Annotated in this window: 13 protein-coding genes; 5 read left to right on the top strand and 8 right to left on the bottom strand. The window is 47.9% G+C overall.

Going from position 1 to position 14,859, the window contains the following annotated elements:
- Window positions 1-194 precede the first annotated feature (194 nt).
- Window positions 195-674: a hypothetical protein gene (locus BLS44_RS00860; protein ID WP_090388145.1), complete on the top strand. Its 480-nt coding sequence runs from the start codon at window positions 195-197 to the stop codon at window positions 672-674.
- Here BLS44_RS00860 and BLS44_RS00855 read toward each other — a convergent pair.
- Together BLS44_RS00855 and def are read right to left on the bottom strand one after the other, a co-directional pair.
- Window positions 671-1,444, bottom strand: a complete 774-nt coding sequence (locus BLS44_RS00855) for a phosphatidylinositol-specific phospholipase C/glycerophosphodiester phosphodiesterase family protein (protein ID WP_090388144.1) — start codon at window positions 1,442-1,444, stop codon at window positions 671-673. The genes BLS44_RS00860 and BLS44_RS00855 overlap by 4 nt on opposite strands.
- A 32-nt stretch (window positions 1,445-1,476) precedes the next feature.
- Window positions 1,477-2,052 carry a peptide deformylase gene (gene def, locus BLS44_RS00850; RefSeq protein ID WP_090388143.1) on the bottom strand — a complete coding sequence of 192 codons (576 nt, stop codon included), beginning with the start codon at window positions 2,050-2,052 and terminating at the stop codon, window positions 1,477-1,479.
- A gap of 321 nt (window positions 2,053-2,373) precedes the next feature.
- Here def and BLS44_RS00845 point away from each other — a divergent pair, with 321 nt between their 5' ends.
- Window positions 2,374-3,501: a M42 family metallopeptidase gene (locus BLS44_RS00845; protein ID WP_090388142.1), complete on the top strand. Its 1,128-nt coding sequence runs from the start codon at window positions 2,374-2,376 to the stop codon at window positions 3,499-3,501.
- A 72-nt stretch (window positions 3,502-3,573) separates the two neighbouring features.
- Here BLS44_RS00845 and BLS44_RS00840 read toward each other — a convergent pair whose 3' ends face one another.
- The 3 genes from BLS44_RS00840 to nth all read right to left on the bottom strand — a co-directional run bounded on the left by BLS44_RS00840 (window position 3,574) and on the right by nth (window position 9,457).
- Complete coding sequence (locus tag BLS44_RS00840) at window positions 3,574-5,271, bottom strand: RagB/SusD family nutrient uptake outer membrane protein (RefSeq protein WP_090388584.1); 1,698 nt, start codon at window positions 5,269-5,271, stop codon at window positions 3,574-3,576.
- A gap of 19 nt (window positions 5,272-5,290) precedes the next feature.
- Window positions 5,291-8,317, bottom strand: a complete 3,027-nt coding sequence (locus BLS44_RS00835; RefSeq protein WP_090388141.1) for a SusC/RagA family TonB-linked outer membrane protein — start codon at window positions 8,315-8,317, stop codon at window positions 5,291-5,293.
- 486 nt (window positions 8,318-8,803) lie between these two features.
- Entirely contained in the window at window positions 8,804-9,457 is a 654-nt protein-coding gene (nth, locus tag BLS44_RS00830) for an endonuclease III (RefSeq protein WP_090388140.1), read from the bottom strand.
- A gap of 185 nt (window positions 9,458-9,642) precedes the next feature.
- Between nth and BLS44_RS00825 the strand changes: the two genes are divergently transcribed.
- Window positions 9,643-10,293 carry a peptidase M10 gene (locus BLS44_RS00825; RefSeq protein WP_090388139.1) on the top strand — a complete coding sequence of 217 codons (651 nt, stop codon included), beginning with the start codon at window positions 9,643-9,645 and terminating at the stop codon, window positions 10,291-10,293.
- Here BLS44_RS00825 and BLS44_RS00820 read toward each other — a convergent pair.
- On the bottom strand, window positions 10,290-10,751 hold the full coding sequence (locus BLS44_RS00820; protein ID WP_176954270.1) for a copper resistance protein NlpE: 462 nt from the start codon (window positions 10,749-10,751) through the stop codon (window positions 10,290-10,292). The genes BLS44_RS00825 and BLS44_RS00820 overlap by 4 nt on opposite strands.
- Before the next feature lie 85 nt (window positions 10,752-10,836).
- Window positions 10,837-12,183, bottom strand: coding sequence for a sensor histidine kinase (locus BLS44_RS00815; protein ID WP_245729051.1), 1,347 nt, complete (start codon window positions 12,181-12,183; stop codon window positions 10,837-10,839).
- A 134-nt stretch (window positions 12,184-12,317) separates the two neighbouring features.
- Here BLS44_RS00815 and BLS44_RS00810 point away from each other — a divergent pair, with 134 nt between their 5' ends.
- Both BLS44_RS00810 and BLS44_RS00805 read left to right on the top strand, forming a co-directional pair.
- On the top strand, window positions 12,318-12,866 hold the full coding sequence (locus BLS44_RS00810) for a YqgE/AlgH family protein (RefSeq protein WP_090388136.1): 549 nt from the start codon (window positions 12,318-12,320) through the stop codon (window positions 12,864-12,866).
- 361 nt (window positions 12,867-13,227) lie between these two features.
- Entirely contained in the window at window positions 13,228-13,950 is a 723-nt protein-coding gene (locus BLS44_RS00805; protein WP_176954269.1) for a DUF4197 domain-containing protein, read from the top strand.
- Between the two features lie 181 nt (window positions 13,951-14,131).
- Here BLS44_RS00805 and BLS44_RS00800 read toward each other — a convergent pair whose 3' ends face one another.
- Window positions 14,132-14,803, bottom strand: coding sequence for an outer membrane beta-barrel protein (locus BLS44_RS00800; RefSeq protein ID WP_176954268.1), 672 nt, complete (start codon window positions 14,801-14,803; stop codon window positions 14,132-14,134).
- Window positions 14,804-14,859 lie beyond the last annotated feature (56 nt).

Genomic DNA, 14,859 nt, shown 5'->3' with positions numbered 1-14,859 from the left:
TTTTAAAAAAAAAGTATATCCGGAACAGTCCGATACCACGAAACCGTTGTGCATAAAAAGACCTGAAAATGATCCCAACGCAGCACTATCATTTCAAAATCAATTGAATACATTTTTCCCCGAACTGATAAAAACGATATCCGCCGGGCAGGGCCCTGGTTACGGCCGGAATTTTGTTGCTACCTTTATTATATATGACCATTAACGTTAAAATCTTCCTTGCAGCGGGGTTGTTTCTTACCGCATGTCAACATCCGGGCAACACGTCCAAAACACCCGAAGCTGATAGCCCGGTCCATAAAACGGTCCGTGGGGAAGTTCCTTATAAGGTTCTGGAACATTATTTCCTCAAAAACACCGCAACAGGCCAGGCTGTTCCGGCCAAGATCACATCAAAAGAAGTCTTTGAGAAACTATTTGGTGCGGCAGCAACCATGAAAGGCCGGCCCACCCCTGTTCATTTTGAACAGGAATACGTTGTTGCGGTTGTAAAGCAGGAAACGGATACCGCAACCCTCCTTATTCCGGTGAGCCTTCAGCGCAGCTCCTCCGGCGATATGACCTTTTCCTACATCAACAGAAGGTCCGACCGGCAGTCCTTTTCCATACGCCCCATCCTGCTGATTGCAGTAGACAGGACCGAACAGGGCAACATCCGGTTAAAAGAGCATTAAAACCGGTTCGCTTCCAGATATTGGCTCAATTCCGCAATTTTATCCGTATTAATATAGTCTACGCCCAACCGTTGAAAGGTCTTCCAGGCATTTTCAGTATCCGGGGCGCCCCAAAAGCGGATGGGTTTCCCCAGTTTATGGGCATACCGGATCTGTTGCTGCAGGGCGGCCTCCGAGGCTGCATCCGGTGTTCCGGCCCCATTCCACTGTGCGTAGTTCCGGAAATTGGCGGAAAAAAGGGCTACCCGGGCCAGGTTCCTGCCGGTATATTTGTTGGTCAGCTCACCATCGAACCAAATGAATGCCGGGTACATGAACAGGGAATCCTTGTGGGGCCTGTTGCCGGTGATCACCACCCGGATCCTTTTATTGCCGGTTATCTCCGGATATTGTTTTAAAACATCAATGATCGCCGCCAGGGTGGCGCGCCCTTCTGTTTTACAATCAATTAAAAGATTGAGTCTTTTGTGCCGGTCTGCATAAACCGACCCTTTATTTTTTTGGATACAGGCCTTTAAGGGCTCCAGGTACCTGCTTTTCAGGTCATTGCCCGGCCGGATGTCCCCGGCATTATGCGCTACAGGCAGGTTGCCGTTTACCAGGAACACATCCGCTTCAACAGAACCAAAACCGGCCTCATAAGCCGCCCAAAAAGGCCGGTCCTGCTCGTAATCATTGTGCGAATGCGCATTTCCGACGGTATAGCTGCGGGGCTGGGCATTACCACCCAATGCGATAAGAAGCAAAAAGAGGAACATATTGATGCGCATAACCCGGAATTAAGAAAACAGGAAACAATGTTTTATTGAAACGACATCTTGTAATCCACACGGATCTTCCCGCTGGATATATCATTGAGTTTGCCCTTGATGAGCTTTTTTCTTAAAGGAGGCAGGTAGTCGATAAACAATTTACCCTCAATATGATCATATTCATGCAAAATGACCCGGGCGGTAATTCCGCTGAAAGTGCGGGTATGCTGTTCAAAGTTTTCATCCTGGTAGGTAAGGGTCACCGTTTCGTTGCGTTTTACATCTTCGCGCACTTTCGGAATGCTTAAACATCCTTCATTGTAGCTCCAAAGCGCTCCTTCCAGTGTTTTGATATGTGCATTGATAAAAGCCTGCTGAATACCTTCGTCACCGGGATACAGATCCTTTTCATCTTCTTCCAGATTTTCAATGATCTGTCTACTATCTACCACAAACAGCCGGATCGCCTTATTGATCTGCGGCGCAGCCAGCCCCACCCCGTTACTGGCATACATGGTTTCCCACATAGAATCGATCAATGCTTCCAGCCCCGGGTACTGCGGATCTATTTCTTCCGCTACTTTTCTTAAAACAGGATTGCCATAGGCAACGATTGGTAATATCATTTGGCAAAGTTACCGAAAATAAGGTTGAGAACCTGTTCCGGCGCGGATCTGATACTGAAAGCGCCTGTGTTCGTTTAAAGTTTAAGGTTCAAAGTTTAACGCCCGATCCGTTCCATGCCGAAGATCAACTGATAACCGGCGCTGATAGCTGGCTGCCAGGGAAGCGTTCCGGGTTTAGAACTTCAGGTTTCAGGTCCGATCCGTTTTATACCCCATGTTGAATCCGGATTTTCAAATACTGACAACGAATCGCTGAAAACTGGAACTGCCTTCTTATTCTTAACAAATTTTCTGTAGGTTTGGATCCACTAAATGATCACTATGGCAAAATCAAATACGAAAGAAAAAGGGAAAAAAGCAAAAGCTTCCAAACCGGCATTAACAGGCCCGGCACTTGATTTTTTGAAAAACTATATTAATAATGCCTCTCCTGTTGGCTTTGAATCCTGGGGGCAGCAATTGTGGCTCAATTACCTGGCGCCCTATATTGACGAGCAGTTTGTAGACCCCTATGGCACTGCGGTGGGGATCATTAACCCAGGCCAGCCCTTTAAAGTGGTGATCGAGGCGCACGCCGATGAGATCGGCTGGTTTGTCAATTATATTACCGACAAAGGCCTGATTTATGTAAAAAGGAATGGGGGCGCCGACCACCAGATAGCACCGGCACAGCGCGTTTTTATCCACGGCAAAAAAGGGCCTGTGAAAGCCGTTTTCGGCTGGCCGGCCATCCATACCCGTATCGGTAAAGAAAACGAAACACAGCCCAAAACAGAAAACATATGGCTGGATTGCGGTGCCCGCAGCAAAAAAGAGATAGAAGCCCTGGGCATTCATGTAGGCGCTGTGGTGACCTACCAGGATGGGTTTGATGAGCTGGCCGGCGACCATTTTGTAGGACGCGCTTTTGATAACCGGATCGGCGGCTTTATGATTGCCGAAGTAGCCCGATTGCTGAAGGAGAATAAAAAGGTCCTGCCCTATAGTTTATACGTGGTCAATGCCGTTCAGGAGGAGATCGGGCTACGGGGCGCGGAAATGATCGCCCGCCGGATCAAACCGGATATTGCTATTGTAACGGATGTCACCCACGATACCAATACGCCGATGATCAACAAAAATATCGAAGGCGATGTGCTATGCGGCAATGGTCCTTCGCTGGCCTACGCCCCTGCCGTGCACAACAAATTGCTGGGCTTTGTTGAAAACATTGCTGAAAAAAACAAGATCCCCGTACAATGGAGGGCATTGAGCCGCAGCACCGGAACCGATACGGATTCCTTTGCCTATGCCAATGATGGCTGTCCTTCGGTATTGATATCCATGCCACTGCGCTACATGCATACCACGGTTGAAATGATCCATAAAAAGGACGTTGAAAATACCATCCGGCTGATGTATGAAACCCTGCTGGCATTAACGCCAAAGACGGACCTGAGTTATTTGTGATCTTTTATTCAAATAGTATAAAGGCCGTTTCAATGAAACGGCCTTTATACTTAAGAAACGGAACAGCCTGTATTAATAGCCATTGGGTTTTATAAAATCAGGGTTGGCATCGATCGCTTTCTGAGGAATAGGAAATACCGTTTTATCCTTTGCATCCGCAGCCTTATCCCACCATGCATTGCCAAAGCGGTTCCACCGTATCAGATCCGGTCTCCTGTGCCGTTCGCCGATAAATTCGCGCCCCAGCTCATCTATAAATTCATCATCGGTCAGTTTACCGGGGTTGGCTACATAACTTTGCGCGGGCCAGTTGGCTGTTGAAAAATTACGTTTTTTAACCGCATCAATCAATACGGCAGCCCCGGCTTTATCGCCCGCCCGGTACTTACATTCAGCAAGGGAATAGTATATTTCTGCCAGGCGAATTTCGGGAGCTGAATTGGACATAAAAAGCCCCTTGGATTTTTGCAGCCAGGGGAATTTCAATAACCGTACCCCAGAGTTTTCCTCCCCTGTAGCAACATGCGATCCCTCTGCCCAGCGGCCGCCCGGCTTTTCTGAAAAGCGTCCCACCTGGTCTACAAACCGCAAAGGTTGCCCGTTGTATTCTTCTGATCCGTTCACCTTTTTTGTGCTGTCATATCCAAAACCCTTTGCGGCGTTATACTCATAAACCTGCCCGACCATGAAAAAGCCTTCATAATCTCCGGTTGCCGATGTAGTCCGGAACGCTTGTTTCCGCTTATCGGTTGCCGCGTATTTTTCATAGGGCTTTCCCAATTTAAAACCGGCATAAATATTCCCGTCCAGGTCTCTTGAAGGGGTAAGATGCACCCCGTTCCAGCTGCCCCAGTCATTATCGAGGGCATACCGCATAGCATAGTGCTGCATAGCGTTATACATCCAGCCAAAATTATAGATATCCAGTTTGTGCGGAAACTCGAAGATGTTCTCCGGGGAACGGTATCCGCCCACACCGGACCTGAACGGCCCCCGGTAATCGGTGTCCAGTGAATAGGTACCATATTTACCATTAATGATATCCTGGGCCCACTGCGCGCATTCGGTATATTTGGGCTTGCCGATCCATTTTTCAGCATTCAGATAGAGCCTTACCAATAGAGCAGCTGCCCCTCCCTGGTCCCAGCGCCCGGGCACGGTACTGTTCTTAGGAAGATCGGGCAATGCATCTTTTAATTCTTTTTCAATATAAGCAAAGACCTGCTCCGGCTCTGATTGCGGCTGGGACTCTCCTACGTTTTGTATAATGGGCACCTTCCTGAAAAAATCTAATAGAAAAATATAAAACCAGGCTTTCAATGTCTTTAGCTCTGCCAGGTGCCGTTTTTTATCCTCCGGGGTCAACCCCATGGTTGCATAATCAAGTTTTTCAATATCGCCACCGATCGTGATGCACTGCATAATACCCTGATAGGGTCCGGTCCATCCGCCATAGATCTGTCCCTGCCGTACATCCCAGTTATGGCCGTGCATCCGGATCCACTGGCCATCATCATAGCCATGTTTTCCTTTCTGCGTCCATACAAACTGGTCGGCCGATAACTCCTGCAGTATCCAGCGGTCTCCATCCCATCCGCACCATTGGCCGTGCTCGTAGGGACGCACTACAGCGGCCTCCACGGCATTCTTATCCGTATAATAACCTGCTGCAGGCAAATCACTGAATAGTTCCTCATCTAACTTTACACATCCGCATAATAATGATGCAGCAAGTATTGTTATATATAAAAGCGATTGATACTTTTTCATTTTCATTCGTTGTTAATACTTAAAAATTCAATTGCAGTCCCAGGGTGTAAGAGCGGGTTGTAGGATAAAGATCCAGGCTGCCAATACCCGGCTCCAGCCCCGTTACATTTACAGCCGCAGGATCAATACCCGAATATTTGGTTATGGTGAATACGTTACGAACCGTTGCATAAACCCTGAAGTTGCCCAACCTTGCCTTATTCTCCTTCATTTTTTTGGTCCAGCCGAGTGTCAGGTTATCCAGTCGTACATAATTCCCGTTTTCCAGGAAATAGTCTGTAATCACCTTCCCCGATTTTATCTGTCCGTTCCGGGTATAGGCGTCTTTAAGCAGGTTCACTCCGGGCTCCGCCTGCAATCCATAGTACATCTGGTAAAGGTTCAGAATGTCATAGTCGAATTTTCCGCGGAAGAACAATGTCAGGTCCAGGTCCTTGTACCCCAGTGTATGTCCCCATGCCGCTTCATATTTGGGCATACCATTACCGATAATCGCTTTATCACTTTCCTGCCCCTGGTTGGTCGCATCAATTTTTTCACCGCCCACTTTGGCATCTTTCCAGATCAGGATATTGCCTTTGTCATCTACACCGGCATACCGGTAGCCCCAGAAGTTTCCTACATCAAACCCTTCTCTCAGCATAAATGCAGGACCGGGGTTCCCGGGCGAAGGGAGGTCGTACAAAGTGCGCTCATCTGCTTTAAACTTATCGCTTGAAAACTGATCCATCTTTGTACGGTTATAGGACGCGGTAAAATTGGTGTTATAAGAAAAATCTCCGCTTCTTACAACATCCCAGTTCAACACCAGCTCCACCCCTTTATTACTTTGTGTACCCACATTCACAAACATCCGGTCGTGCAAATAAGGGGGCACCGGCACCAGGTAGTCATTGATCAGGTCCCTGCCTTTGCGGTAATAAAAATCAAGGCTACCGGACAACTTGCTGCTCCACAAGGCAAAGTCCACACCAAGATTGTAGGCGATCTGCTTTTCCCATCTGAGATCAGGATTCTCGTTATTTCCCGGACCAAACACGCGGACCCATTGCCCAGCATCATTCAGGTATTGTCCGTAAGGGCTGTACTTTGCCAGGGCTATATACCGGTCGAATCCGTTTCTGCCGGTTCCTCCATAGGAAAACCGCAGTTTAAGATCATTGATGGTTGCATTGTCCTTGAGGAAATTCTCATTCACCAGCTTCCAGCCAACGGAAACTCCCGGGAAGAATCCCCATTTGTTTCCGGGACCAAACTTTGTATTGCCTTCATACCTACCGGAAAGCGTTAGAAAGTATGTTTGCCGGTAATTATACATTGCCCTTGCCAGAAATGAAATATCCTGTTCCTTACTTTTCCAGGAGCTCATTACATCCCCCATGTTGATGGGCTGCCCATTGCCCCAATTCCCCTGACCGATATTGTTATATTCAAAATAATCGCTTGGAAACCTGCGGTTCTGTAACCAGGATCCATAATTATTAAACTCCTGGTAGTTGTATCCCGCCACGGCCTGGATATCATGATCATTAATTTTTTTGGAATAATTAGCCAGCCACTCCAGGTTATAGTCTACCCATTTTTCATTCTGAATGCGCGCTCTTCCGATATATCCGTTTACAACTGATTCGGATGATTTTGCGTTCCAGTATTCCTGTTTCAGCATCGTGTGTCCCTGCCGGGTAAAATTCAGCACGGTATTCAGATCCTTCGTCAGGTGCAGTTTTACATTAAGATCAATAACTGCATATTCCTGCTCTGCGCCCGAAATACGCGTAAGCAGGTCCTGTACCGGGTTATATGTGTCGTATCCCTGCAAGGTGTTATACATAATGGGATTATTGGGATCCATTACCGGGATTGTCGGGTTCAGCCGCACCGCCTGCTTAAATGCACCGTAGTTGGTATAGGCTTCATTAGCCGTACGGTAAGAAAAATTTCCACCAATCTCCAGGATGCCGTCCAATGCCTTTTGAAGGAAATTGGCGCGTAATCCATATTCCTTGCGATCTGTAGCAATATCAATCCCCTCTTTGGTTCTGTAGTTACCGGATATCCTGAATTGCGTATTTTCATTTCCACCGCTTGCTGAAAGATAATGGTTCTGCCCCATATTGTTTTTGCGGACCAATGCATCATACCAGTTCGTAACCGACCCAAAGTCTTTATCCCGCTTATGCTCCAGGAACTCCTGCGCCGACAGGATCTCCGGTTTCTTTGCCACTACATCATGGTCTATATACCCATCATAGTTCAGGGACACTCTGCCGGCACGGCCTCTTTTTGTTTGAACCAGGATCACACCACCTGCTCCCCTTGCTCCATAAATGGCGGCAGAACCGGCGTCTTTTAACACGGTAATGGAAGCAATATCCTGTTGCGACAGGTTCCGGAGATCGCCACCGGGCATCCCGTCAATAACCACCAGCGGGCCATTGCCCGATTTAAACGAACCTGCGCCACGCACCTGCAGGTTTACACCCGCGTTAGGATCTCCAACAGCCGTCTGAGATACCGTTACCCCTGCAACCTTCCCGTCAACGAGCTGCATCGGGTTATTGACCGCCCCCGGGATAAAATCTTTGCTGTTTACACTAACAACGGCTGTGGTAAGGTCCTGCTTCCTGGCCGTACCGTAACCGATCACCACCACTTCATCCAAAGCAGTTGCCTTGGAGGGCTGCAGTGCGATGGTTCCCAGGTCGGTTTTACCACCGACCCGCTCCTCATGATTGGCATACCCAATGGCACTGAATACCAGGGTTGCATTGCCATTGTCCAGGTTTATGGAAAAGGCCCCGGCCTCATCTGTTACCACAGCAGTCTGTGTTCCTTTTACCTGTACTGTTACACCCGGTAATGCACCTCCTTTGTCGTCTGTAACCTTTCCGGTTACCGTTATCTTTGTTTGCTGAAACAGGACGGCCGGAGTAGTGTTCCCCTTTACCGCCGGCAATGCCCCCAGTAAAACGGTTGCAATAAAATACCCCCGCACCCTGGTACGAGCACCTGAGATAAACCCAGGCAAGCGTTTACGATTTCTCATATATAATCAAAAAATAGTTTAAAGGATCCTGATGTTCCGCAATAACGGGCAATAGCCTGTTCCGGGTGCCCGGCACAACTCCACGAGGACAAAAATGGCCTTGCACCAAATCAAACACGGTTATACCGGTACATTACTCATATAAACGGATGCGATCCAATGAAAAAGAATCTGAAACAATCGATTCATGGCCTGCAAGAGGTTATACATCATGCTTCAACAGGGTTCGCTAAAACGTTATTGCAAAATCATATAATGATACAGCAATCTGTATGCCAATACTGCTCATCTCCAGTAAATCCGGGACCATTTTTCAAATTGATGCGGGCATTAACCGGTTGTGCATTACAATCATTGCTCAAAAACGGGTACCGTTCTTTGAGGACTCATGCATAATATATACAAGTAATAAGAAGGCTTTCCTTGCCTGATCGACATTACTTAAACGTTCAGACCTGCCAATTAGTATACCCGCCGGAAAATAAATTATCCCTGCTGTTTTAAGAGCCGGTGAAAATAAATGCAGATCTGCTGTAGTCCGCATTCCCTGCATTTTGGATTTCTTGCAAGGCAGGTATACCGGCCATGCAGGATGAGCCAGTGATGCGCTTTATGAATAAGCTCCGCCGGTATATTTTTGATCAGCTCTTTTTCCACCGCAAGCGGAGTGTTCAGCTTTTGGGGCACCAGCCCCAGTCTTTTGCTTACACGGAAAACATGGGTATCCACTGCCATGTTCGGTTGCTGCTCCACTACCGAAGTGATCACATTGGCCGTTTTTCTTCCAACTCCCGGAAGCGTGATCAGCTCATTTACGGTCATAGGAATAGCACCATTATAGTCCTGCATTACCTTTTGTGCCATCCCGATCAGGTGCCTGGTTTTGTTATTGGGATAGGAGATACTTTTGATCAACGGGAACAGCTCATCAAATGTTGCATGGCTCAGACTGAACAGATCGGGATATTTTTCAAAAATAAACGGAGTGGTCATATTCACCCGCTTATCCGTACACTGTGCCGAAAGAATAACGGCCACCAGAAGCTGGTACGGATTATCGTATACCAGCTCTGTTTCAGGATTGGGCATATGCTCCTGGAAATAGTCAATCACGAATTGATACCGTTCTTTCTTTGTCATAAAACAAACGTACAAAAAATACGGGGATATTGCCACTGAAGCACTGAAACACAGAAGGCTTTGAACTTTTGAATTAAAACGGAGGAAATGCTCAGACCGTGAGGGCCTTGTTGGAAGGAGCATAAAAATTCCGTGTTTCAGTGCCTCTGTGGCCTCATCCCGAAAATTTGACTTAACTTTCCTGCATGGGCATTATTGAATATGATAACCAGGCCATATTGATCCTGTCGCATATTGTTACGTATGGGAATGCGGCCGGCAGTAACCTTACTGAACAGATCAGGGAGGAGATCGAGACCATGTGGAATGAACCCGGAGGCTATGTGTGGCTGAAGGGGGCCGCCTACCCTGTCCGGTTCCGGATCAGCGCCGTTTACCAGCCGGAGATCGCCCCGGAAGAAATACTCGGGAACGATGATCCGAGGAATAACTATTTCAGGATTGAAGAATATGCGGAGGGCAATATTTCGTTTGTGGATGGGTTGGGCTGCAATACCGGGTATTTTAAACTGGAGAACCTGTACCAGGGCTCAACTACTGCTGCACATGAATATGGCCATACCTTAGGATTGGAGCATCCCCGGGACCTGGACTACCGCGGCAAGGGCGTTCCGGGTATTATGTATCCCCGGGGAACACTTGTAGATGCAGCTTACCAGTACGATCCCGGTCAGCCGGCCGGTGCCAAGGGCGGCACATTGAACCCTGTTTACCGGAAAGTACGGGAGGAAGATATCCTCCTTTTGAACATTGACCAGCTTTCATTTAAAAACAACCAGGCTGTTATCGGAGACTTCAGCAGCATCTGGCACCCCGATCATCAGGCGCTAACTTAATTTTTCATCAATACATAATGCCCGGCCAATGCGCCGGTTATTTCTTTCCCATTCATATCGAGCTGGGTCAATGAATTGGGGCGTACCGCATACATAACGGGGCGCTCGACCCCGGCCCCATCCATTTTCAGATAGAGCGTATTGCTCTTCACTTCATATTTTCCTTTGTTCACAAACGTATCCGGCTGCTCATCTTTATAAACCTCTTTCATTAAAAAGGAATGATCGTCATATAAGGTCAATGTGGTTTCAATGCCCTCACAGCTGGCACAGGGCAAAAGGCCGGAATAGGTACCTTCGAACTTTGTGGTATCCGTTACCGGTATTTTTTCGGAATCATGTATGGGAGATGGGACATATGTATAGGCAAGAGTATCGCCTTCCGTCTTTTCGGAATTTCCGTTCCCTGTACAACCGGCGATGCAGCATGCCCATAAAAAATATGCAATCTTTTTCATTTTGGTCAAACGATTTATTGTAAACAAATACCCGCTAAAAACAGCCTGTGCTTCAGCACAGCACCTGTACCACACGCAGCACCGGCTATTTCCGGCCGGCATCCATATCCAGCGGAAACTCCAGTGTAAAAGTACTTCCACGGCCCAGCGAACTTTCCAGTTTGATAGATCCGTTGTGTGACTGCGTTACCGACTTCACGTAGTTAAGTCCCAGTCCAAACCCTTTTACATTATGGAGGTTGCCGGTATGTGCCCGGTAAAATTTTTCAAAAACTCTTTTTTGCGTTTCCCGGGCCATCCCGATCCCGTTGTCCTCAAATTTCAGGATGAGCTTATCCCCGGAATTGGAAGAGCTGATCTTCAGATGAATCGGCACATTTTCCTTTGAATACTTTACTGCGTTATCAATAAGATTATTTACCAGGTTGGTGAAATGTACTTCATCCCCTTTGATAAGATCGTTTGAAGCCGCCAGGGCCAGCTCTGCCCGGCCGCTTTTTTCCTGCAGCTGCAGGAGAAATTTATCGGCCACCAGCTTGATAATCTCATGCACATGTACCGGTCCCTTATCGAGCTCCACCTCCTGTTTTTCGAACTGGGAAGCTTTGAGGATGGCCTCCACCTGCTTGTTCATCCGCTGGTTTTCTTCCTTGATAATGCCGCTGAAATAGGCCATCCGCTCCCTGTTCGACATCACTTTTTCGTTTTTCAGGGCATCCACAGCCAGCGATATCGTAGCAATCGGCGTCTTGAACTCATGGGTCATATTGTTGATAAAATCATTTTTTATATCCCCGAGCTTTTTCTGTCGCAGCATCGTATACACCGTTACAAAAAAGGCCGCTATGATCACCAGTGTAAATAATATTGCCAGCAGGATGTTACCGGTAAGTGCGCGCAATACCAGCTTTTTATAATTGAGTGCCACCACAAACAGCGCTTCATCCGGGTTTTCAAAGGCAGAACCGCTCGCCACTACGATCCCCACGCCCTTTGCCGCATAATTATTGATCGTGTCGGCGTAAGCCTGAACATAATTCGGGGTCTGCTTCTCAACCGGGTCAAAGGGCTGGTCACTTCTCAGCATCAGCATGAACTCAAATCCCAGGTCTCCCAAACCAGCATGATTGAAGGCTTTGCGGATCCGGTTGTACAGCTGCTGATAACTCATCTTGGCATGAATGGTATTGCGCTTAAAAAAGTCGTGGGCAGACCGGGGAAACAGGGGGATATCGTTATTGTAGGGCGTACTGTATTGTGTTTTGAACTGGATCAGCTCCAGCCCCACTTCATTTACGGCATTATCGATCTTTTGCCGTACCTGGTCCTCCTGCAAAATGGCTGCGTTCTTCAACCAGGAAACCTGGAAAAGGATGATCCCCAGGAGCGAAAGTGAGATCAGAACTATTATGAGTACAAATAATTTTTTCACGAACGTTAAAAATGGATAAAAGCAAATATAATCATCGATCTGCATCTGTGAAAACCATAAATCTGTTTACCTTTATACTTTAACTTGCTTTTATAGAAGCATTCAATGAAATCGTTATATAACTGTAACACGCAATGGAACCGGGAAACGGCACTTTTTTGATAGCGAATCCACATCTGAACGACCCTAATTTTATACGTACCGTGGTATTTCTTTGTGAGCATGATGCCACGGGAAGCGTGGGTTTTGTTATGAACCGAAAGACGATACACAGGCTTGGCGACCTGGTGCCAGACCTGAAGGAAGTTGATTTTCCAGTTTATGAGGGGGGGCCGGTTGGTTTGGACAGCCTGCATTTCCTGCATCAGTACCCTGCAGAGATCCCCGGGGGTAAAGAGGTGCTCCGCGGGGTATACTGGGGCGGAGATTTCGAAATACTGGCAACCCTTCTCTCCAAAGGTCATATTGCGCCCGAAAAAGTACGTTTTTTCATGGGTTACAGCGGCTGGGGCGAGGGACAGCTGGATTTTGAAATGGCGGAAAAAACCTGGATCGTAACCAGGGCTACCCCCGAATTCCTGTTCAGCAATGACGAAAAGGCGCTCTGGAAGAATATCCTCAATCATTTGGGGGGCGATTATAAACTGATCGTCAATGCCCCGATTGACCCACGGATGAATTGAGGTTTGAAGTAAATGAGCAATGGTTAATGGTTGATCTTTGATCTTTAGCAGGAATGGGAGCAGGAAGTTGGTTTTGCGTTCAGAACCTCCGGAAGAAGTCTGAGGTTTGAGTGAGAGGTGGATAGCCGCTTAGTGAGAAGTTTTACTGCTTCATGGATTTGTTGACCATTGACGATTGGTTATTCGCCGTTTGAGGTTTAAAGTTCGGTACTAACCAGGTTCTTCGTACCTTAGTAAGTTCATCAGACATCAGACATCAGACATCAGACATCAGACATCAGACATCAGACATCAGACATCAGACATCAGACATCAGACATCAGACATCAGACATCAGACATCAGACATCAAATCCATATCCATGAAACGTTTATTATGTTCGCTCGCATTGGGTGCTTCCGTACTGTTCTCCGGTTGCGACACCCTGCAATCTGTTGCCGGAGGGCTTTCTCAGCTTGAAATGGCCAACGGACTCCGTGCAGCCCTTACCCAGGGTCTGTTCAGCGGTTTTGAAGCTTTTGCAAACCCGAACCAGGGAAACCCGCTGGTACGCTTCGCCTTTCCCGGTGACGCAGCCAAGATCGAAAAAACCTTGCGCGACCTGGGGCTAAGCTCCCTGGTTAACCAGATGACCTCAAAATTCACCAATGCCATGGGGCAGGCTGTTACTGAAGCAAAGCCCGTTTTTGTGAATGCGGTCAGGAACATGAGCATTACCGACGCCGCCTCTATCTTACTAACCAACAACCGGCATGCAGCCACGGAGTTCTTTAAAGGCCAGATGTCGCCCGAACTGATGACCAAGTTCCGGCCCATCGTGGATAATACCGTGCGCACCAGCGGTGCCGACAAGGACTACCAGAGCATTGCAAAAGCATACAACGCCATCCCATTCCTGGGCGGCAAAAAACTGGAGACCAGTCTGAATGATTTTATCGCCGCTCGCGCCATTGATGGCATGTTCCTTTATGTGGGCAACGAGGAAGAAAAGATACGGACCAACCTGGCATCCAGGAAAACGGACCTGCTGAAACGGGTATTCGGTTATGCCGATCAGCAAATGCGGTTGCGGGGCGGTCAGTGATCCACCACCCGACCTCAGCCAGCGGTCAGTTTCAAAATCAGGGTAAAGACTCCTATGTTTGTTCCGGGACTGCCGGAGGCCGTTCAGGAATGAGGGGAGCGCAACTGCCCCGGCCACTCTTTGCATGACGGGGTGCAGGAATGCCCGCCGTTAACGCATCCAAAGGGAATGCCCTGATGACTTACCATAACTGGTTGTTCTTCTGTAACGAATAGGAGAACCCCAGCGCCAGCGAGTAATATTTATTGGGATTATTGCGTCCTTCAGGGTTATGGTTATCCAGGTTCTTTGTCAGGAACCGGACATTGCCTTCGAGGAAAACACGTGCCCGGCTGCTCACCTGGTATTTTACCCCCCCGCCAACCGGAAGAATGAAAGCCAGTTTATCCGAACGGTCCTTAAACCCGTTACTGGAGCTATAATTAAATAACCCGTAGGCGCCTGCCCCGGCAAGGATATAGGGCGACCACCGGGTTACCGCGTCATTCAGTATATCGTATTGCGCTTTTACTGTAGCTTCCAGCACATTTGTCTTAAACATCCCGTAAGGCGCACGGGCATTTTCAGCGTCGCGGTTATCACCCCTCAATTCTCCAAACAGCAACTCCCCTCTTACAAAGAGCTGGGAGGGTAATATCATACTGTGGTCATAAAATGCAGAAATCCCGTAAGAAGTATGCGTTCCCAGCGGCGTTTTTACCGCATAGCGCCCGGAATACCCCAGGGCACCGGCCGTGATACCGATATTGCTTTTATGCGCCACATAATCCTTCCGCCCCCCGTTATCCTGGGCAGCCGAAAGCAGGGTACAGCCAACAAACCCGGTCAAAAGAATCCAATTTTTTACATGCATCCGTATATTTTTTTGTTTGCAGCTTTGCTGCGGTTTTTCCTGGTTTCCGAAAGTCT

The sequence above is a fragment of the Niabella drilacis genome (assembly GCF_900101395.1).
Taxonomy (GTDB): Bacteria; Bacteroidota; Bacteroidia; order Chitinophagales; family Chitinophagaceae; genus Niabella; species Niabella drilacis.
Note: the sequence above shows the minus strand (reverse complement) of the source record. Positions and strands in the feature narration are given on the sequence as shown.

Coding starts and splice junctions, on each gene's coding strand:
- BLS44_RS00860 (WP_090388145.1), top strand. CDS start 195: ATGACCATTAACGTTAAAATCTTCCTTGCAGCGGGGTTGTTTCTTACC.
- BLS44_RS00855 (WP_090388144.1), bottom strand. CDS start 1,444: ATGCGCATCAATATGTTCCTCTTTTTGCTTCTTATCGCATTGGGTGGT.
- def (WP_090388143.1), bottom strand. CDS start 2,052: ATGATATTACCAATCGTTGCCTATGGCAATCCTGTTTTAAGAAAAGTA.
- BLS44_RS00845 (WP_090388142.1), top strand. CDS start 2,374: ATGGCAAAATCAAATACGAAAGAAAAAGGGAAAAAAGCAAAAGCTTCC.
- BLS44_RS00840 (WP_090388584.1), bottom strand. CDS start 5,271: ATGAAAAAGTATCAATCGCTTTTATATATAACAATACTTGCTGCATCA.
- BLS44_RS00835 (WP_090388141.1), bottom strand. CDS start 8,317: ATGAGAAATCGTAAACGCTTGCCTGGGTTTATCTCAGGTGCTCGTACC.
- nth (WP_090388140.1), bottom strand. CDS start 9,457: ATGACAAAGAAAGAACGGTATCAATTCGTGATTGACTATTTCCAGGAG.
- BLS44_RS00825 (WP_090388139.1), top strand. CDS start 9,643: ATGGGCATTATTGAATATGATAACCAGGCCATATTGATCCTGTCGCAT.
- BLS44_RS00820 (WP_176954270.1), bottom strand. CDS start 10,751: ATGAAAAAGATTGCATATTTTTTATGGGCATGCTGCATCGCCGGTTGT.
- BLS44_RS00810 (WP_090388136.1), top strand. CDS start 12,318: ATGGAACCGGGAAACGGCACTTTTTTGATAGCGAATCCACATCTGAAC.
- BLS44_RS00805 (WP_176954269.1), top strand. CDS start 13,228: ATGAAACGTTTATTATGTTCGCTCGCATTGGGTGCTTCCGTACTGTTC.
- BLS44_RS00800 (WP_176954268.1), bottom strand. CDS start 14,803: ATGCATGTAAAAAATTGGATTCTTTTGACCGGGTTTGTTGGCTGTACC.